The sequence below is a fragment of the Aliinostoc maniaoense genome (genome assembly GCF_058172895.1).
In genome coordinates, this window is sequence record NZ_CP187952.1 from 5393178 (window position 1) to 5411389 (window position 18212).

An 18212-nucleotide genomic window follows, 5' to 3' on the forward strand; every position below is an offset into this window, starting at 1 on the left:
TCTTGAGAATAAGTCTAGTAATTGGTAAATCTTACTGTTGCAATTAATTACGACAGAAATTAGTTAACTAGTATCGGCTGGATATGTAGCATTTCTATAATTTAGGAGCAGATTAATTTGGATCTGAGCTAGTTAAGAGATGCAATGTAACAAAGTTAGTCTTAGCAAATTATTATGATTTTGAAAATACCTAAACCGCTCCGAAATTTATTTAAGGCTACTAGCTTTTGGAAAGATAATTATTTGATTTTACGGGAAATAAAAAAGTTTCCAAAAATAGCCATTTTAGCAGTGATATTTTCTGTATTGGCGGCAGCTTTTGAAGGTGTGAGCATTGGCTTTCTACTTTCTTTTTTGCAAAGTTTAACTAGTCCTGATGCACCACCAGTCAAAACGGGGATAGAGTGGTTTGATATTTTAGTGCTAGGTGCGAAAGAAACGCAAATCAATCGCTTATATCGGGTATCAATGCTAATTTTATTTAGTACTTGGTTAAGAGCAGCGTTTAATTATTTTAGCCAAATATATACAGAATTAGCACAATTGCATTTGGGCGATCGCCTGCGAAAAAGTATCTTTGAGCAACTGCAAGCTATGCAGTTGAGTTACTTTGCTAAAACTCGTTCTGGTGAACTAGTTAATATCATCACTACAGAGATTGAAAGAGTCAAGCAAGCTTTTGGTGGTTCAGCATTTTTATTCACTAGGGGCTTGACAATCATTGTTTATTTAATTTCCATGTTTGTTATGTCTTGGCAGTTAACTATACTGTCAATTTTTCTATTTTCATTGTTAGCAGTCGCCTTATCTAACTTGAATGCCAGAGTCAGGGAAAGTAGTTTTGGGTTATCGGTAGCTAATGCTAATTTTACATCCGCAGCCGTAGAATTTATTAATGGGATTCGCACAGTCCATGCTTTTAGTACACAGGATTTTGAGCGCGATCGCTACTACAAATCTAGTAACGAAATAGTCAAATCTGGTACTAAAGTTGTCATTACCTGGACATTAGTTAGACCTATAGCTGAAGCTATAGCTACTACGGTTTTAGTAGTGATGATTATCCTAGCTTTTACCATATTTGTATCTCAAGGTCATCTACTAGTTTCATCTCTATTAACATTTTTCTTTGTGTTGTTCCGCCTTGTACCATTCATTCAAGATATTAATGGCACAAGAGCATATTTAAGCAGCTTGCAAGGTTCTGCCGATACTATTCAAAATCTGTTGCAAACTGACGATAAGCCTTATTTTGAAAATGGCAAACTTAAGTTTACGGGCTTAAAACGGTCAATAGATTTGGTATCTGTAGATTTTGGTTATACTCCCGATCAATTAATTCTGAATAATATTACCCTGAGTATTGAAAAGGGTAAAACTACAGCTTTAGTCGGCGCGTCTGGTGCTGGTAAAACCACACTAGCTGATTTAATTCCTAGATTTCATGATGCGACTGACGGCTATATTTATTTAGATGATATTGACATCAAAAAATTTGATGTTAAATCCCTGCGGCGTAAAATAGCTGTTGTCAGTCAAGACACATTTATTTTTAACACTTCTGTGTGGAAAAATATCAGCTATGGTTCACCAGAAGCAACAGCAGCACAAATTCAAGAAGCCGCAAGATTAGCTAACGCCTTAGAATTTATTTTAGAAATGCCCCAAGGATTTGACACCCAATTAGGAGATAGAGGTGTACGCTTATCTGGAGGACAAAGACAAAGATTAGCGATTGCGCGCGCATTATTAAGTAACCCAGAAATTTTGATTTTGGATGAAGCTACAAGTGCTTTAGATTCTGTGTCTGAACGCTTAATTCAAGAGTCTTTGGAAAAGTTATCTGTGGGTAGAACAGTAATTGCGATCGCTCACCGATTATCTACCATTGCTAAAGCCGATAAAGTCGTTGTTCTCGAACAGGGGCGCATTGTTGAACAAGGTGGCTATCAAGAGTTATTAGAACTCAAAGGTAAGCTCTGGAAATATCATCAAATGCAACATGAATCAGGTCATCTAGGCTAATTCTCAACCATCATCAACTCGATTTTTCTCTCATCTATCACCTGTATTTTGTCACAGTGCCATGAAAGTCTCAGTTATTATTTCTAACTATAACTACGCTCGCTATCTTCCCAAAACAATCAACTCTGCTTTATCTCAAACCTATGACAACATTGAGTTAATCATAGTTGATGATGGTTCTTTAGATGATAGCCGTGATGTCATCACTCAAATTCAAGCAACACATCCAGATAAAATCAAAACTATCTTCCAAGCTAATCAAGGGCAAGGAGGTGCATTTAATGCTGGGTTTGAGGCTGCTAGTGGAGAAATTATTGCTTTTTTAGATGCTGATGATGTTTGGCATTCTCATAAAATTCAACGCATTGTCGAAGTGTTTCAAACATCAGATGTAGTCGGTGTCATGCACCATTTAGATATTATTGATGGCGATGACAATAAAATCAATCATGCTTCTACCCAAGGGCCAAAACTGAGTCAAGATTTAGCCTCAGTCATCTTAAATACAGGAAATGCTTGGTGTTTTCCCCCCACCTCTGGACTTGCCTATCGTCGTCAAGCCTTAGAAAAAGTCTTTCCTATTGATCCTCTAAAATGGCGGATTTGGGCAGATGGTTGCATTATTTACTGCACAGCTTTTTTAGGCAAAATTAAAACATTACATGAAAATTTAGGCAGTTATCGCATACATGGTGCAAACAATCACATTACTAGAGGAGCAGTAACCCAGGAACAAGAAGCCAAATCTCAGGCAGGAATTGAGATGACTAACCAATATATCAACGACTTTTTAGAACGTATTGCTTATCCCCAAAGAGTTAATTTATCCCGCAACCTCCAGTATCGCCGCACCAAATATTATCAACAATCTAGGTGGGATATTCACGAGGTATGGGCAATCTCATGGTTGATTTTAGGATGGCCATTTTACTCTCTATCAGAGCGAGGATATTACCTAGGGCGGTTTTTATTCAAAAGTGCAAAATTTTTAGCTCGTCCAACTGTTCATGCGGAAAGCAGAACAATTTAGTAGTAAATGTGATTATTAGTAATCAAGACTATGTATCAAGTACATCCTTATCGTCCCACGATCGCACCATTTCAAGAGACAGTTACCCGCCCACTTTGGTCGGTGATGATTCCTACTTATAATTGTGCAGAATATCTGCGGGAAACTTTAGCTAGCGTTTTGGCTCAAGATCCAGGCCTCGATGTGATGCAAATTGCCGTTGTAGATAATTGCTCCACAGAAGATGATCCAGCCGCAGTAGTGGCAGAACTAGGTAAGGGTAGAGTTGAATTTTATCGACAACCAGAAAATGTGGGGCCGATGAATAACTCTCATACCTGCTTTGAATTAGCACGAGGTCATTTAATTCATCTTCTCCATAGTGATGATTGTGTCTGTGATGGATTTTATGAAAAGCTGGGGGGAGTTTTCCACGAAAATCCACAAATTGGTGCGGCATTTTGTCGGAGTATTTATATTGATGAAGATAGCAATTGGCAAGGATTCTCTAGTTTAGAATTACCAGAAAGTGGCATTTTACCTAGTGATTGGGTAGAGCGAATTGCTGAAATTTGTTGTATTTCAGTGCCGTCAGTGGCAGTAGTCCGGCGTGAAGTTTATGAACAATTAGGAGGATTTGATCAACGCTGTGGCTTAAGTGGTGATTGGGAAATGTGGGTGAGAATTTTTAAGAATTATCCCATGTGGTTTGAAGCGCAACCTTTAGCTATGTGGCGGCGACACTTTTTGTCTATGACGCGAGTTCATGCTAAAAGTAAAACCTTCATTCAAGAAACTTTTGATACTGTAGAAATGATTTTTAAATCTTATCTACCCTACGCTGTTAATGGCAAAATTCATAAAAAAGCCAAGCTCAATTGTGCATTTTTATCTTTAGATTCAGCCAAAGCCTTGTTAGCTCAAGAGCAAATATCTGAGGCGATCGCTCAAATTCACACAGCATTTAAGTATAGTTTTTCTTTTCCAGTATTGAAAGCTACGGCTAAAATCATCCTCTGGAATGGAACACTATGCCTGTTAAAAATATTATTCAGCACTTCCAGAGATCAAACAAAAGCTACTGCTCTTAATTAATGCCGTGTGCAACTTTCTCTCAAACCTAACCCCCAACCCCTTCCCTACAAGGGAAGGGGAGCAAGATTTAAAGCCTCTCTCCTTGCAGGGAAGCCAGTGCGTTGGGCGGCTTTGCCGACTTGTTGGCGTAGCGTCTCGTAGAGAAGCAACTGGCGTGAGAGGTTTGGAGAGGGGTTTCTAGAATAAGTCACACATCACGTTAATTAATAATTCTAGTCATTTAACTTAGTTACAAAGGCCAGTAAACAATGCGAGTATCTGTTTGCATTACAACTAGAAATCGTCCTCAATACTTAGAAAATTGCCTGCGATCGCTATGGGATTGTGAGACTAAACCACATTCAATAGTTGTGTCTGATGATTCACCGGATATAGAAGTACAACAACGCAATTATCAGATTGTCCAACAATATCCTCACATCACCTATCTTACAGGCCCCCGGATTGGTGTTTGTGCTAACCGTAACAATGCAGTCAATGCCATCTCTAGTTCGGAGACGGATTTAGTAGCGTTTGTTGATGATGATATTTGTGTAGAATCAGATTTTATCGCCCGTGCGATCGCGCAATATACAAACCTATCTCCAGAACAAAGAAATTACACTATCCTATCCGGTATCAGTCAAAGTCCTGAAGGATGTGTGATGGCTTCTGGTAAGTTATCTTTTCGCGGATATTTCTGTGCTAGTGATATTCCCGAAACTGTAGCCATTCATGCCACTATTTTCCCCCGTCAGTTTTTTGATCAAGAACAGTGGGATGAAAACATCTTTTTTGGTTACGAAGACGCAGAACTATGCTTACGGGCATTGAAAAGAGGCTATCAAATTTTACACTGTCCAGAATTACGTGTAGTGAATACCGGAGACAACGGTAAAAGCTCTTTGATGGTGTCGGATATTGGTAATTTAACTTACTACGAAATTTCTATAGAAGCCGCTAGACTCTACGTTGGCATTAAACGCTATAAAAATTTATTTCCCAACCTATTAAAGTTAGCAGTTTTTTGTTTTGTATATTTCCTCCATATGACCGTATATCTATGGAGACGCAGTTCCCTACAAGCCTGGCCAGAAATTATCCGGCGTTCCCATATTCAAAGGTTATGGCAGTCCTCTCAGTTGAAGTGGGGATGATGGAGGGGTAGGGGGCAGGGAGCAGGGGGCAGGGGGCAGGGGGGCAGGGTGTGGGAGGTGTGGGAGGTGTGGGAGGATGGGGAAGAAATTTTTCCCCCCACACTCCCCACACTCCCCTCTCTCCCCACACTCAAAAAGCCAGTTATATCAAGGCTTTGCGATTAACAAGCGTGCCATTCCCCATTCCCCATTCCCCATTTTTAGTACATTTCACAGGAATAGTTAATTGTGAAACTATGTATTGTTACGCACAATGTTATTAAAGGTGATGGTCAAGGACGGGTTAACTATGAAGTTGCTTTAGAAGCTATTCGTCGTGGTCATCATGTTACTTTATTAGCTAGCCACATAGCTCTAGAACTACAGCAAAATCAGCAAGTTAATTGGGTGGCAATTCCGGTAAAAGGATGGCCTACGGAATTACTGCGTAACTTGATTTTTGCTGTAATTAGTACAAATTGGTTGCGTAAACATCGCACCGAGATTGATGTGCTGAAAATTAATGGTGCAATTACTCATGTTGGTGGTGATGTTAATGCTGTGCATTTTGTCCATAGTTCTTGGTTAAAGTTCTCCTCTGGTCAGGCTACATCCAAATCACGGCGATTTTTATACAATTTTTACCAGTGGTTATACACAGCTTTAAATGCACACTGGGAAAAAAAGGCTTTTCGTCAGGCGCGGGTTGTGGTGGCGGTTTCTCAGAAGGTGGCTAAGGATTTGCAAGCCATTGGCGTATCACCAAAGAGTATCAAGGTAATTCTGAATGGCGTGGACTTGCAGGAATTTTCACCAGGAAATAGTCACCGCTCACAATGGAATTTACCGCAGGAAGTACCGTTAGCTTTGTTTGCTGGTGATATTCGGCTCTCTCGCAAGAATTTAGATACAGTTCTCAAAGCCTTAGTGCAAGTTCCTGATTTACATCTAGCGGTGGCTGGAATTACGGAAGGTAGTCCATATCTTGAGTTAGCTGCATCTTTGGGATTACAAGAGCGAGTGCATTTTCTGGGATTGCGCCGTGATGTTCCAGAGTTGATGAAAGCCGTAGATTTTGTAGTTTTTCCTTCTCGGTATGAGCCTTTTGGTTTAGTAGTAATTGAAGCAATGGCTTCTGGTTTACCTGTAATTACCGCTAGTAGTACAGGGGCAGCCGATTTAGTCAAACCTGAAGCGGGGATAGTTTTGGCAGACTCCGACGATGTGGAAGGTTTAGCCAAGGCAATGTTTTTATTGAGCAGCGATCGCCATCTTAGACAAACAATGGGTGAAGCTGCTAGAGCGATCGCTACTCAACACAGTTGGACAAGCATGGCACAGTGCTATGTAGATTTATTTGAGGAGTTAAAGGGGTAATGAAAATTACAGTTATTGTCCCCACTTACCGCCGTACCAAAGACCTGGAACGCTGTTTATTGGCACTACACAAACAAGCCAGACCAGCAGATGAGGTAGTATTAGTAGTCCGTGATTCTGACTATGAAACTTGGCAATTTCTCACTACCTTTGATCCTCTGTTGTTGCCGTTACGGGCTAAAACTGTCACTGTTCCAGGGGTAGTAGCAGCGATGAACGCAGGTTTGGATGTTGCCCAAGGAGACATTATCGCCTTTACAGATGATGATGCTGCTCCTCACACTAACTGGTTAGCCCAAATTGAAGCCCATTTTCTCAAAGACGATCGCATTGCGGGAGTAGGTGGCCGAGATTGGGTATATCATGGCCAACAATTGGAAGACGGAATTTGTCCCGTAGTCGGGCAAGTGCATTGGTTTGGACGCATCATTGGTAATCACCACATAGGTATAGGTGCGCCCCGTGAGGTAGATGTCCTCAAGGGAGTTAACATGAGCTTTCGCCGGGCTGCTATTCAAAAACTGCATTTTGATCAACGGATGCTGGGTACAGGCGCACAGGTTCACTTTGAGGTGGCTTTTTGTCTTTCACTCAAGCGGGCTGGCTGGAAACTCATCTACGATCCTCAAGTGGGCGTTAATCATTATCCAGCCCAACGATTTGATGAAGATCAACGCCATCAATTCAACGCCATTGCTGTAGTTAATGCCGTACACAACGAAACCTTAGCATTACTAGAACACCTATCACCCTCTCAGAAATTAGTCTTTTTGTTTTGGGCAACATTCGTAGGCACAAGAGACGCGATGGGTTTTATTCAATGGTTACGCTTTCTCCCCAGTCAAGGGCTATTAGCAGGAAGAAAATTACTAGCATCTTGGCGCGGGCGTTGGCAAGGTTGGCAGACTTGGCAAGGTTATAGGGGTATAGGGGTATAGGGGTGTAGGGGTGTAGGGGAGACAAGGGAGACAAGGAAGACAAGGAAGACAAGGAAGCACAGGAGATTTTACCCCATTTCCAATGCCCCATTCCCAATGCCCAATGCCCAATTACGAATTACGAATTATTTGGAGGTTTTCAGTGGTTCAGATACAGACATTTAATAGTCCACCGCAACAAAATTTGGGTTTTGGCAAACAACCGCCCTTGGCTTGGGCTGCCATATTATGTTTCGTGTTGTTTTCTGCGGTGTGTATTTTTGGGGGTGCTAGTGCCATTCTGCGGACAGGTTATGTCATTATGTCCTTCGCTGTGGGTATTTTTCTATATTTACGATACCCCTTACTTTATGTCGGCTTTACCTGGTGGATTTGGTTTGTTACGCCGTTTATAGCTCGTTTAGTTGACTATAAAAGCGGTTGGGATGCTACGCGGTTTATGTTAGTGTCACAATACTTGGTGACATTATTAACATTACATACTGTTTTAAAAGAACTGCCCAAATCTTTACGGCAAGGCAGTTTACCTTTTGTTCTCGCTTTACTCGGTGTGTTTTATGGCTTTCTTGTAGGCATAATTAAAACTTCACCCTTCACTGCCGCACGGGGACTTCTAGATTGGTTAACTCCGATTACTTTCGCTTTTTACCTATTTATCCACTGGCGAGATTATCCCCTGTTTCGTCGCACTATTGAGCGTACTTTTCTCTGGGGTGTATTGGTAACGGGAATCTATGGTGTTTATCAGTTTTTAGTTGCACCTGATTGGGATGTATTCTGGCTAATAAGTACAAAATTGACAAGCATGGGTGATCCTGAGCCGCTAAAACTACGTGTTTGGAGTACGATGGCTTCTCCTGCACCCTATGCCGCTATGATGATGTCAGGTTTAATATTGTTATTTGCTAATAAAACATTTATCCGTATTCCTGCTTCTGCGATCGGTTATTTGGCTTTCTTGCTAACAACAGTACGTACATTGTGGGGCGGATGGTTCGTAGCGTTTATTACTTTTATTACTTCCCTAAAGGCGCATTTGCAAATGCGTCTATTTATTACTATTTTGATCATGGTACTTTGTATAGTTCCCCTAACACAAATAGAAGAGTTCTCTAAACCTATTTCAGATCGGTTTGAAACTTTTTCTCAGTTAGATAAGGATGATAGTGCTAAGGTAAGACAAAAAATATATGAAGATGGTCTGAATAGTGCTTTAACTAATGGTTTAGGTAACGGTGTCGGCAATACTTTTATTGTGAATAAAAAAGGTATTTTAGAACCGATTATTATTGATAGTGGTGTTCTAGATATGTTTTTCACATTAGGTTGGTTTGGAGGGGTATTTTATTTAGTAGCTCTATTCATGGCTTTTGCTAAATTATTTCAATATAGTGAGTACCGTTTTGATACTTTCATGGCTGCTTCTAGGGCTATTAGTCTGGGTATGTTGTCAACCCTATTAGGTAATAGTGGGATGTTGGGAATGCCTGGTATGGTGCTGTGGGGCTTTATAGCTATGGCTATGGCAGGACATAAGTATCATATCAATTCAAAATTCAAAATACAAAATTCAAAATGAAAGACATTTTGGATATTGGGCATTGGGCATTGGAAAAGTGATTTTTATGAGTTGGCTGTTAGTATTAGATGTAGGTTAGGTTAAGCGCAGGGCAACCTAACATTGATCTCGAAAACTCAACATAGATGTTGTTGTTGGGTTTCCTTGCGTCAACCCAACCTACAATTTTTTTGCACTGACGCACCCTACCCAAGCATCAATTTTAGATAATTTATTTTTTGGTGTTCCCTTAGTTGAATCTGCCGCTAAAAGAAAATATAGTGTAGTGGTGAGCGTTTCCCTAAGCGCAACCAGAGCGCAATCACAGCTTTTTTTCTTAAGTTTTGGTGAATAGCATAACCAAACCTACAAATTTTGAAGCAGTTAGTTGTAGTGTAAACTAACAGCCACGTTTGTTCGTAGCGAACTAAGTCGCCTATGTAAGCTGGCTCAAGTTGTTCTGTTTGAGCAACTTGGATGATAAAGTTAGCAAAGGCGATCGCATCTTGGCGATGTTTTTTGATTCCTTGGGGTATGGGTTTTTCCGCATATCGCCAAAATAAGGTAGTAAAATTTTTACCCATTGCCTCCGCAGTACGTGGTAACAAATCCCGCACTTCTCCCAAACGCTTCCACTTTAAAGAATTAGCAAACACATTTACCTGGTGTGCTGAAAGTTGAGCTAACTCCTGCACCTCATCATTACTGAGTCCCATTTCTAAACCAACAGCTTGGGGGTTAGAAAAGAAACGTTCTCTCAACTGTGTATTGGTATAAAGTTGTGCTAAAAGTTGCTGGGTTTGTTCTAACCCCATCTGCCATATCTCCTACCAATTTCTCTTGCTTGTTGCAATTCACATATTAATTCTGTAAAGGCTGGTAAATTTTCATCCCGTTCTAAAACAATTCCTTTTATAGCCGCACGCGCCACAACTTCATCCATGAGTTGCCAGACTTGGGAGGGTGTTGATTGGGAATGACTATCAATTAGTATGCCATCATGCCAATGTCCACCGACAAAATGTAATTGCACCACACGTTCCCAGGGTAAATCTTGCAAAAATTGCTGTACATCATAATTGTGATTCACCCCATTGATGTAGAGATTTGTGATATCTAATAACAAACCACAATCACAACGTTCTACCACTTCCGCCAAAAATTGGGCTTCGGTCATTTCTGCACCAGGAAGTGTCACCATATAAGTTATATTTTCCAAAATTAACGGCACATCAATCCAGCGTCGCACTTCATTAATGTTACGACACAGCACTTTGATAGCTTCTTTGGTGTAAGGTAAGGGAGACAAATGGCCAATATCAACTCCACCAGCTTTAGTGAAACAAATATGTTCACTCCACCAAGGCGGGTTAAGTTGTTGAATTAGAACTGCTAGTTGCCGAACATAGTCTATATCTACACCCTCTGCACTACCTAAAGAAAGATTAATAGCGTGGGGAATGAGGGGGAAATGACTGGCTAATAATTCTAACTGTTGCTGTTGTTGCCAGGATGGTTGTAAATAATGTTCCGCTACAATTTCCAGAAAGTCTACCTGTTGGCGGTTGAGGAACAAATCACTTTTAAAAGGTTGGCGAAACCCCAACCCTACACCTAAAGGTGGTAAATCAGCTAGCACTATATTTAACCTCCACAACCGCCACAGCCACCACCACCGCAGGAACTACCGCAGGAACTACCGCAGGAACTACTACTGCATGAACTACTGTAAGAGTTGCTGCTACTAGTTGTGCGAGTTGTTTTAGTTGTGCTGGAGGTAATTGGGGGAAAGAATGCTTGATAGTATGAGTTGTAAGTAGTTCCAGCCAGTGCATTCATGCCAAAGAGGGCTATGAGTAAGTTGTATTCTAATGGAGAACATACACTCAAATTTTTGGTTTTAGACTTTAATGGCGCGAATGCTTCCTCTAATTGTTGCAGATATTTATATCCTCGATAACTAAGGCGCGATCGCCTATTAACCTGCCCAAAAAGCCAGATAATGGAAACTACAGCCATGATAATCAAAAAGCCGACGTTGTACCGTCCTTTAGCTAAAGCGATAATTAGCTTATAACCACCAAGGCTAGAAATCATCATCGCCCCTATTAACCCTACTTTCATCTGCCATGCCTGCCAGTTGGCTGGATACAACAATTTTTCATTGTGCAGTTGCTGTTCATAAATATGGCAGTATGACTCTACACTCTCCGTTGCTGATCTTAAAGATGTGATAGCTGCGGTAGGCACAGCAAATTTCTGAAATACTTGCTGTTCTATCGGCTGTAATTGAGCAACATCAGGATGATTAGGTGCATGAGTGATGGACTTTTCACTAATTTGTAAATAACCTTGCACCAATAAATTAAATAATGCCAGACTAGCAATTCCCGCTTTTTGGAAACGCAAGTAAGCAATTTCATAGGGTTCTGGAACAGTGGGAATTAAACGCAGAGGTTCATTTCTGGTATGATCTTGGATTAACCACCAGCAGATAAATAGTGTGATGGCAATTACACAGCCATAAAACAGTAAAAACTGCGGCCCATACATATCTGCTATGGGATTATGTAGCAATGAGTCCATTGCTTATACTCCTTGTTAGGGAATTACTAGCAATCAGAGAAATTGAAGTTAGTCTTTTTGCAGCGTTTTCTCCAAATATCTGGCTTTCTCAACTCTGGTATCTATATTAGCATAGTCAGCTGTTACACATGGGCGCGCAAGATGCTCACTCTAGAGGTGTTAGTAGCTAGTTACTAACCGTCGGTAACAAATAATTGCACTCAACCTGAACTCATGAGAAACTGAACAAATACGGAGCTTTATGGGATAAAAACTTAAAGAATTAACAAATTAGAGTAATTTTTACGTAAAATCAGGGAGGTTGAACGACAAAAAAATTCAGGAAAAATGTAGTTTTTTATACTAAAAGTCATTAAGTATTGAGCAGATTACATCGCCATCTATCACAGCCAAAAATTTGACTTAAACATTTAAAAATCAATACTTACAAGCCTTTATATTCAGTTATGTCAGAAGCATTATTTGAGATTAGTGAATAAAAATTACGTAAGACATCATGCTATATCTAAGAGCTAATTGTCACAATTATTTTAAGTTTAATCACTGTGGACGGCATCTTAGTTAAACTATATGGTATGGGAAGATTATTAAAAAAATATTAATAATTATTAGAAGATAATAAATTGCTAGATTAAATGTACATTATTTTTAGGTTAATTTTACCTCTAAAATGGGAATTGTGAACGTAAATGAATAATCTTAACTTATCTCTTGATTCATTATTGGATCATCTTGATAACTGTTCAAAGTACCATCTTGGATATCCTTTGAACCAAAAGATTAATTACCAACACCTCGCCCCACTGTTGAATTTCATCGTTAATAATTTAGGCGATCCCTATGTACGGGGTAATTATGGATTAAATACGAAAGATTTTGAACGAGAAGTAGTTGATTTTATCGCCCAATTATATTGCTTAGACAAGTCTGATACTTGGGGATATGTCACTTCTGGGGGAACGGAAGGAAATTTATGTGGAATTTTATTAGGTAGAGAATTATATCCAGAGGGGATTCTTTATTGTTCAGAAGATAGTCATTATTCAATATTCAAAGCAGCACGAATGTTTCGGATGCCATTAAAGAAGGTAAAATCCTTAGCTAATGGCGAAATTGATTATAACTCTTTAAGTCAATTGCTTTCAGAAAATAAAAATAAGCCTGCTATTATTAACATTAACATCGGCACAACAGTCAAAGGAGCGGTCGATGATATCAGCACAATAGTTGAGATTATTAGCGAACTGAAGTTGCAGAACTTTTATCTTCATGTAGATGCAGCTTTAGGAGGAATGCTACTTCCTTATTTAGAGAGTGAAAAATCACTAGATTTTAGCAAGTATCCCATAGGATCAATAGCACTTAGCGGTCATAAATTCATTGGTTCGCCAATTCCCTGTGGAGTTGTTGTAGCTTCCAAACATTTGATCCAATCATTTGATATTGAATATCTCAATTCCAGTGATACGACAATTTTAGGTAGTAGAAATGGCATGGCTCCCGTAATTCTTTGGGATGCTATTCAAAAAAGACAGAATGAATTTGCATTGGAAGCTATGCAGTGTCGTCAAAATGCAGAGTATCTTTACCAAAACATCAAAAATTCACATAGGTTTGCGCTGCTTAATCCTTTGTCTACAACTGTCGTTTTTGAAGCTCCTAACGAATTGATTGTACAGCGATGGCAATTATCATGTTGCGAGAATATGGCTCATGTTATAGTTATGCAAAATCACACACGTAAATTACTAGATCAGTTTCTAGAAGAAGCTGGATTTGTCAAAGATTCTGTGACGTACCCGTTGAGAGCAAATGCTATGAATGCGTCATAAACTATTGCTAGTGAAGGCGTGATACTAATTCAAAATTCAAAATTCAAACTTTAAAGTTTAAAATCTCAAATTGAGAAGTTGACATTTAATGCAGAATTAATTGCAGATTCTAAAGCTTTAAGTAGAACAGGGTAAATAATTAAAGGTTTGTAGTAAGAACTTTAGTTTTTAAATAAGGACTAAAGTCCTTACTACGAACTCAATTTTAGTCTTTTTACATAACTTAATATAGTTTGTTTTTTAACTCGTTCTACTTAATTGGACTGTTTTAGGCTTGTCTTTCCGTAGGGTTGTTTCAATTTTGCATTGATAAGTTTATTGCTTTCTGCTGCTAACTGCACAGTAAAAACAGATCCTTCATCGAGTTTACTTTTAACGTTAATTGAGCCACCGCAATGCCATAATAATCGCTGCACAATTGTTAAGCCTAACCCAGCACCATTAATTTCGTCGCTGACTCCTGAACGCACACGATAAAAGCACTCAAAGATTCTAGGAATTTCACTTTCGGCAATACCGATACCTGTATCGCGTACTTCTAGTTGGACGTATTCACCGTAAACTCTAGCTTTTACCCACACTTGACCACCATCGCCGGTAAAATTAATACTATTGTTGAGTAAATGAATAACTATCTGCCTGATGCCGCCACTAACACACCACACAGCAGGTAAGTCAGTAGGTATGGTGTAGGCTAGCATAATGCCTTTTTCTTGGGCTACGGGTTGGTAAGTGCTGACTATCCCAGGAACAATATCTGCTAACTTAACTAACTCTAACGTTGTATTTTCTAGGTTATGCTCTAGTTGTACGAGATCCAGTAGACTGGTAATTAAAACACTCTGGCGATCGCACTGGTTATTGAGCATCTGTAAATAACGTTGTCGTTGGTTCGGTTTGATATTTGGTGAATTTAACAATGATAGGGCTGTTTTAATTTGCGTTAATGGTGTCCGCAACTCTTGACAAACATTACTTAAATATTCATCTTTTAGTTGCTCTTTTTTCTCTAAGGTTTGATTTTTTTCCTTTAACTTCGAGACGCGTTCATTTCTAATTTGCCGATTAATTTCATCTTGTCGTTGGATTTGTTTAGCAAATAATTGACTGATCAATCCTGGTTCTGATGTATTTGGACAAATAAAATCAGTAGGTGGAATTGTATCTAATTCTAATTGAATTTGTTGTTTTAAACCATCTATAACTTTTTGAATAACTTTGTTATCAACACTAATCAAAGTCAATAAAGGTTGATTTTTATTGGCAGTATCCTTAACAACAACATTAGTTTTATCTTTTTTCATGGGCTGATATGCCACGACTAAACTACAAAAATTTGCTGATAATACTATCAAAAAATATTCATAGTTAATGTGACTATCGGCTAGTGATGCCAAATTTATATAACGGCAGTCTAGAAGGGATGATGAACTGGCATTTTCTTCTGTTTCCGCTTCTGCTTGCTTCTCCCTAACTTGACAATTGTATATGGTACTGACAGTTCTAGGGGATGACTGATAGCGCATTAATTCTGTATACCAAATTTTCCCCGGTGGGAGTTTAAACCATATCGTTGCATTGATCTGCCGTTCAATCAGTAAATCAATTGTTGCTCTCACCAGGGATAGCAGCGTAGCAGGATTAAGAGGAAATGCTTGGGAAAAGGATTCTGCTCCTAGTGCTAGCTGATAAACGGAAAAATCCTTATGCACAGAGTCATTCATGGGTCAAATACGACTAATAGAAATCAGGGGAAGGCAGAAATGATTATGTCATTGATTTTCACTTATTTATATACTTTTTGACAGGTAAAGTACTTAAAAAGTATTAATTGAGGGAACGGGGCATTGGGCATTGGGCATGGGGCATGGGGCATGGGGCAGAAAAGAGTCAAAAATCAAAAATTCTTTAATTTTGAATTTTGAATTTTGAATTTTGAATTTATTTGCCCCTACACCCCTACACTAGGCTGTTGACTTTGTTGAAATTTGGGCGGTTTTTAGTAATTTTGTACGCGATGTTTAATTTGTGCCTCAAAGCCTTCTCAAAACACAGTTTCAGCCATCGTAACTACGCACATTTTTTGCATGGACAAAATCCCAAAAAAGGTACAGAGTCAACAGCCTACCCCTACACCCCTCTGTCCTGCAAAGCAGCGCGGGCGTGTTCTCGGTCGTCAAAGTGGATTTTCTCTGTGCCGAGGATTTGGTAATCTTCGTGGCCTTTGCCAGCTAGTAATACGCCGTCTCCGGGTTGGGCTTGGAGGATGGCGGTACGAATGGCAGCAGCGCGATCGCAAATTACAATTGGCTCTACACTATCAGGTATCCCTGCCAAAATATCCTCTAAAATCTTCTCTGGGTCTTCTGTCCGGGGATTATCGGAGGTGACTACCGCCACGTCGGCTAACTCGGCGGCGATTTTACCCATTTTCGGGCGTTTGGTGCGATCGCGATCGCCACCACAGCCAAACACACAAATCATTTTTCCTGGAATAAATGGTCTAGCGGCTTTGAGTAAGTTTTCTAAGCTATCAGGTGTATGGGCATAATCCACAATTACACTAATTTCTTGGTCAGGGTTAATCTGTACCCTTTCCATCCGTCCGGGAACTCCGGGAAATTCGGGAATGGCGGCGGCGACTAATTGCAAATCTAATCCCAGATGTAAAACTGCACCGACGGCTGCTAAAAGATTTTCTAAATTATATTGTCCGACTAAAGGCGATCTAAAAGTTACCTCCCCTTGTGGTGTGTGTAGAGTTCCGCTTACACCATTTGGTTCGTAACTTAAATCACTCATCCACAAGTCAGCACTGGCATCATTAACGCTGTAACTCCATACCTTATCAGGATGTAAAGCGGCAATTAAGCGTTTACCGTAGGGATCATCAGCATTAATTATTGCCCGTCCTTTGAGATATTCGGGGCTAAATAACAAAGCCTTCGCCCCAAAATAATCTTCCATGTCGTGGTGATAGTCCAAATGGTCTTGGGTGAGGTTACTAAACACACCCACCTCAAAGGGACAACCGAGAACACGCCCTTGGGCTAACGCGTGGGAACTGACTTCCATTACCCCAAATTCACAACCAGCTTTTACTGCTTCGGCTAACTGCTGCTGTAATTCCACTGCGAAGGGTGTAGTGTGGGCAGCAGTTTGCTCAAAACCAGCCCAACGGGTGTAGAGAGTTCCCATCAAAGCCGTTGATAATTGAGCTTTCGTGAGGAGAAATTCAATTAAGTGAGTAGTAGTAGTTTTCCCATTAGTACCAGTCACACCCACTAACTTGAGTTTTTGTCCAGGATATCCATAAAAAGCTGCTGCAATTTGGGCGCAAGCCTTAGTCATGTCGTTAGCACTAATGACAACAGCCTCATCTGTAGGAGGATTTTTGGCTACAGCTTGGGGTGAGACAATTGCCGCTACCGCACCAGATGCGATCGCACTTGGCCAAAATTCCCCACCATCTACCCGTGTTCCCGGCATCCCAATAAACAAATCTCCCGTACTGCAAGCGTGGGAGTTTGTCTTTAACCCTTGAACTTCAGTATCTCCCAAAGTCGCAGGTAATTGTTCCACACCCTCAACTGTCGCTAGTAATTCCCGCAATTTCATATTGTGAACCTCAGCACACACTTTTCTTGCGCTTATTCTGCATTATTTTTTTCGGTCTTGGCTAAATACTTATACAACATTTGCTCCAATTGCTGCACACTAGCACGAGGAGAAGGGCGGGGTAAAGCTCGTGCTGGCTCATCATCAGATGGAATTAAATGCAGAACCGGAATCTCATACTGATAGGCATTAAACCAATCTTCACGGGTAGTAATGTCACGAATCTCTAACTCAAAGGGGAGATTTTGGATCTGTTCCAGCTTTTCTTGCAAGCCTTCACACAAATGACAACCGGGTTTACTGTATAAAATTAATCGCATTTACCTAAACTAATCGCGCCTGTGGCATCTATCATGATAGGCGCAACCGAGTTTTATTTGAAAGGCAGGGGGCAGGGGGCAGGGGGCAGGGAGCAGGGGGAAAGAAAGTTATTTGCTTTGTCTTCTAGCAAAATAGAGTTATGGATTTAGGGTAGGCGATCGCTATGACTCAATTCAAAACGGAAATCACAACCCAAAACTTCCTCGAATTACCAGAGGGGGATATTACTTACGAATTAGTCAATGGGGAATTAAAACCTAAAATGTCACCAAAAAGATTTCATTCAAGAGTAACACTGGCTCTTGCTCTACTTTTAACACCGTGGGCGCAAACTCGTGGTGAAATTGGCATAGAGTGGGCAGTTACTCTCAAACGCCAAGGAAAAGACTGGATACCCGTCCCCGACTTACTTTATATTTCCTACTTGCGTCTGGCGAATGATGTCATTGAGGATGCACCTTGCCCCATACCACCAGACTTAGTAATTGAAATTATCTCTCCTGGTCAAAGTTTTGGAGAGATGGCAGCGAAAGCCACAGACTACCTAGATGCAGGCGTGATGAGAGTGTGGGTTTTAGATACCAAAGTCAAAACCGTGACCGTCTTCTATCCTGATACCAGACCACAAACAAAAAGCGGTGAAGATAGTTTAGCAGATGACCTATTAACAGAATTACAAATCACACCCCAACAAATCTTTCAACAAGCAGGAATACCTTAAAAACAAGGTGCGATCGC

The 18212-nt window shown here is 40.2% G+C and carries 16 protein-coding genes; 10 read left to right on the forward strand and 6 right to left on the reverse strand.

What is annotated here, in order from left to right; genetic code table 11:
* The first annotated feature begins 174 nt into the window (after positions 1–174).
* The 7 genes from hepA (at position 175) to ACPZ3T_RS23590 (ending at position 9138) form a co-directional block, all read left to right on the forward strand.
* Entirely contained in the window at positions 175–2025 is a 1851-nt protein-coding gene (hepA, locus tag ACPZ3T_RS23560) for a heterocyst formation ABC transporter subunit HepA (RefSeq protein WP_490271871.1), read from the forward strand.
* A gap of 61 nt (positions 2026–2086) precedes the next feature.
* Positions 2087–3055 carry a glycosyltransferase family 2 protein gene (locus ACPZ3T_RS23565; protein ID WP_490271872.1) on the forward strand — a complete coding sequence of 323 codons (969 nt, stop codon included), beginning with the start codon at positions 2087–2089 and terminating at the stop codon, positions 3053–3055.
* A gap of 30 nt (positions 3056–3085) precedes the next feature.
* Positions 3086–4129 carry a glycosyltransferase gene (locus ACPZ3T_RS23570; RefSeq protein ID WP_490271873.1) on the forward strand — a complete coding sequence of 348 codons (1044 nt, stop codon included), beginning with the start codon at positions 3086–3088 and terminating at the stop codon, positions 4127–4129.
* A gap of 248 nt (positions 4130–4377) precedes the next feature.
* The gene (locus tag ACPZ3T_RS23575; protein WP_490271874.1) at positions 4378–5265 is read left to right on the forward strand and encodes a glycosyltransferase family 2 protein; all 888 of its coding nucleotides are present in this window, start codon (positions 4378–4380) and stop codon (positions 5263–5265) included.
* Positions 5266–5493: 228 nt separating this feature from the next.
* Positions 5494–6621, forward strand: a complete 1128-nt coding sequence (locus tag ACPZ3T_RS23580) for a glycosyltransferase family 4 protein (protein ID WP_490271875.1) — start codon at positions 5494–5496, stop codon at positions 6619–6621.
* The gene (locus ACPZ3T_RS23585; RefSeq protein ID WP_490271876.1) at positions 6621–7559 is read left to right on the forward strand and encodes a glycosyltransferase family 2 protein; all 939 of its coding nucleotides are present in this window, start codon (positions 6621–6623) and stop codon (positions 7557–7559) included. The genes ACPZ3T_RS23580 and ACPZ3T_RS23585 overlap by 1 nt, the downstream gene beginning before the upstream one ends.
* Before the next feature lie 82 nt (positions 7560–7641).
* On the forward strand, positions 7642–9138 hold the full coding sequence (locus ACPZ3T_RS23590; RefSeq protein ID WP_490271877.1) for an O-antigen ligase domain-containing protein: 1497 nt from the start codon (positions 7642–7644) through the stop codon (positions 9136–9138).
* A 245-nt stretch (positions 9139–9383) separates the two neighbouring features.
* Here ACPZ3T_RS23590 and ACPZ3T_RS23595 read toward each other — a convergent pair whose 3' ends face one another.
* From ACPZ3T_RS23595 to ACPZ3T_RS23605, 3 genes are read right to left on the reverse strand one after another with little or no spacing between them, the layout of a single operon-like run.
* Positions 9384–9932 (reverse strand): SCO6045 C-terminal-like domain-containing protein, encoded by a 549-nt coding sequence (locus tag ACPZ3T_RS23595; RefSeq protein WP_490271878.1) that lies wholly within the window; start codon positions 9930–9932, stop codon positions 9384–9386.
* On the reverse strand, positions 9923–10756 hold the full coding sequence (locus tag ACPZ3T_RS23600; protein ID WP_490271879.1) for an MbnB/TglH/ChrH family RiPP precursor modification enzyme: 834 nt from the start codon (positions 10754–10756) through the stop codon (positions 9923–9925). The genes ACPZ3T_RS23595 and ACPZ3T_RS23600 overlap by 10 nt, the downstream gene beginning before the upstream one ends.
* A 5-nt stretch (positions 10757–10761) precedes the next feature.
* Positions 10762–11703: a TIGR04222 domain-containing membrane protein gene (locus ACPZ3T_RS23605; RefSeq protein WP_490271880.1), complete on the reverse strand. Its 942-nt coding sequence runs from the start codon at positions 11701–11703 to the stop codon at positions 10762–10764.
* A gap of 689 nt (positions 11704–12392) precedes the next feature.
* Between ACPZ3T_RS23605 and ACPZ3T_RS23610 the strand changes: the two genes are divergently transcribed.
* Positions 12393–13535 carry a histidine decarboxylase gene (locus tag ACPZ3T_RS23610; RefSeq protein ID WP_490271881.1) on the forward strand — a complete coding sequence of 381 codons (1143 nt, stop codon included), beginning with the start codon at positions 12393–12395 and terminating at the stop codon, positions 13533–13535.
* 254 nt (positions 13536–13789) lie between these two features.
* On the opposite strand, the gene ACPZ3T_RS23615 is transcribed toward ACPZ3T_RS23610, so the two are convergent.
* The 3 genes from ACPZ3T_RS23615 to ACPZ3T_RS23625 all read right to left on the reverse strand — a co-directional run bounded on the left by ACPZ3T_RS23615 (position 13790) and on the right by ACPZ3T_RS23625 (position 17473).
* Positions 13790–15259 (reverse strand): DICT sensory domain-containing protein, encoded by a 1470-nt coding sequence (locus ACPZ3T_RS23615; RefSeq protein WP_490271882.1) that lies wholly within the window; start codon positions 15257–15259, stop codon positions 13790–13792.
* A gap of 406 nt (positions 15260–15665) precedes the next feature.
* Complete coding sequence (locus ACPZ3T_RS23620; protein WP_490271883.1) at positions 15666–17153, reverse strand: UDP-N-acetylmuramoyl-L-alanyl-D-glutamate--2,6-diaminopimelate ligase; 1488 nt, start codon at positions 17151–17153, stop codon at positions 15666–15668.
* Positions 17154–17185: 32 nt separating this feature from the next.
* Positions 17186–17473: a glutaredoxin family protein gene (locus ACPZ3T_RS23625; RefSeq protein WP_490271884.1), complete on the reverse strand. Its 288-nt coding sequence runs from the start codon at positions 17471–17473 to the stop codon at positions 17186–17188.
* Between the two features lie 21 nt (positions 17474–17494).
* On the opposite strand from ACPZ3T_RS23625, the gene ACPZ3T_RS23630 reads away from it, so the two are divergent.
* Entirely contained in the window at positions 17495–17623 is a 129-nt protein-coding gene (locus ACPZ3T_RS23630; RefSeq protein WP_490271885.1) for a hypothetical protein, read from the forward strand.
* A gap of 14 nt (positions 17624–17637) precedes the next feature.
* A complete protein-coding gene (locus tag ACPZ3T_RS23635; RefSeq protein WP_490271886.1) occupies positions 17638–18195 on the forward strand; it encodes a Uma2 family endonuclease in 558 nt (185 codons plus the stop codon).
* Positions 18196–18212 lie beyond the last annotated feature (17 nt).

What these genes read in the sequence shown, in the direction of transcription:
- ACPZ3T_RS23585 (WP_490271876.1), top strand. Translation starts at nt 6,621, where the DNA reads ATGAAAATTACAGTTATTGTCCCCACTTACCGCCGTACCAAAGACCTG.
- ACPZ3T_RS23590 (WP_490271877.1), top strand. Translation starts at nt 7,642, where the DNA reads ATGCCCCATTCCCAATGCCCAATGCCCAATTACGAATTACGAATTATT.
- ACPZ3T_RS23635 (WP_490271886.1), top strand. Translation starts at nt 17,638, where the DNA reads ATGACTCAATTCAAAACGGAAATCACAACCCAAAACTTCCTCGAATTA.
- ACPZ3T_RS23615 (WP_490271882.1), bottom strand. Translation starts at nt 15,259, where the DNA reads ATGAATGACTCTGTGCATAAGGATTTTTCCGTTTATCAGCTAGCACTA.
- ACPZ3T_RS23620 (WP_490271883.1), bottom strand. Translation starts at nt 17,153, where the DNA reads ATGAAATTGCGGGAATTACTAGCGACAGTTGAGGGTGTGGAACAATTA.
- ACPZ3T_RS23575 (WP_490271874.1), top strand. Translation starts at nt 4,378, where the DNA reads ATGCGAGTATCTGTTTGCATTACAACTAGAAATCGTCCTCAATACTTA.
- hepA (WP_490271871.1), top strand. Translation starts at nt 175, where the DNA reads ATGATTTTGAAAATACCTAAACCGCTCCGAAATTTATTTAAGGCTACT.
- ACPZ3T_RS23565 (WP_490271872.1), top strand. Translation starts at nt 2,087, where the DNA reads ATGAAAGTCTCAGTTATTATTTCTAACTATAACTACGCTCGCTATCTT.
- ACPZ3T_RS23610 (WP_490271881.1), top strand. Translation starts at nt 12,393, where the DNA reads ATGAATAATCTTAACTTATCTCTTGATTCATTATTGGATCATCTTGAT.
- ACPZ3T_RS23570 (WP_490271873.1), top strand. Translation starts at nt 3,086, where the DNA reads ATGTATCAAGTACATCCTTATCGTCCCACGATCGCACCATTTCAAGAG.
- ACPZ3T_RS23625 (WP_490271884.1), bottom strand. Translation starts at nt 17,473, where the DNA reads ATGCGATTAATTTTATACAGTAAACCCGGTTGTCATTTGTGTGAAGGC.
- ACPZ3T_RS23595 (WP_490271878.1), bottom strand. Translation starts at nt 9,932, where the DNA reads ATGGGGTTAGAACAAACCCAGCAACTTTTAGCACAACTTTATACCAAT.
- ACPZ3T_RS23605 (WP_490271880.1), bottom strand. Translation starts at nt 11,703, where the DNA reads ATGGACTCATTGCTACATAATCCCATAGCAGATATGTATGGGCCGCAG.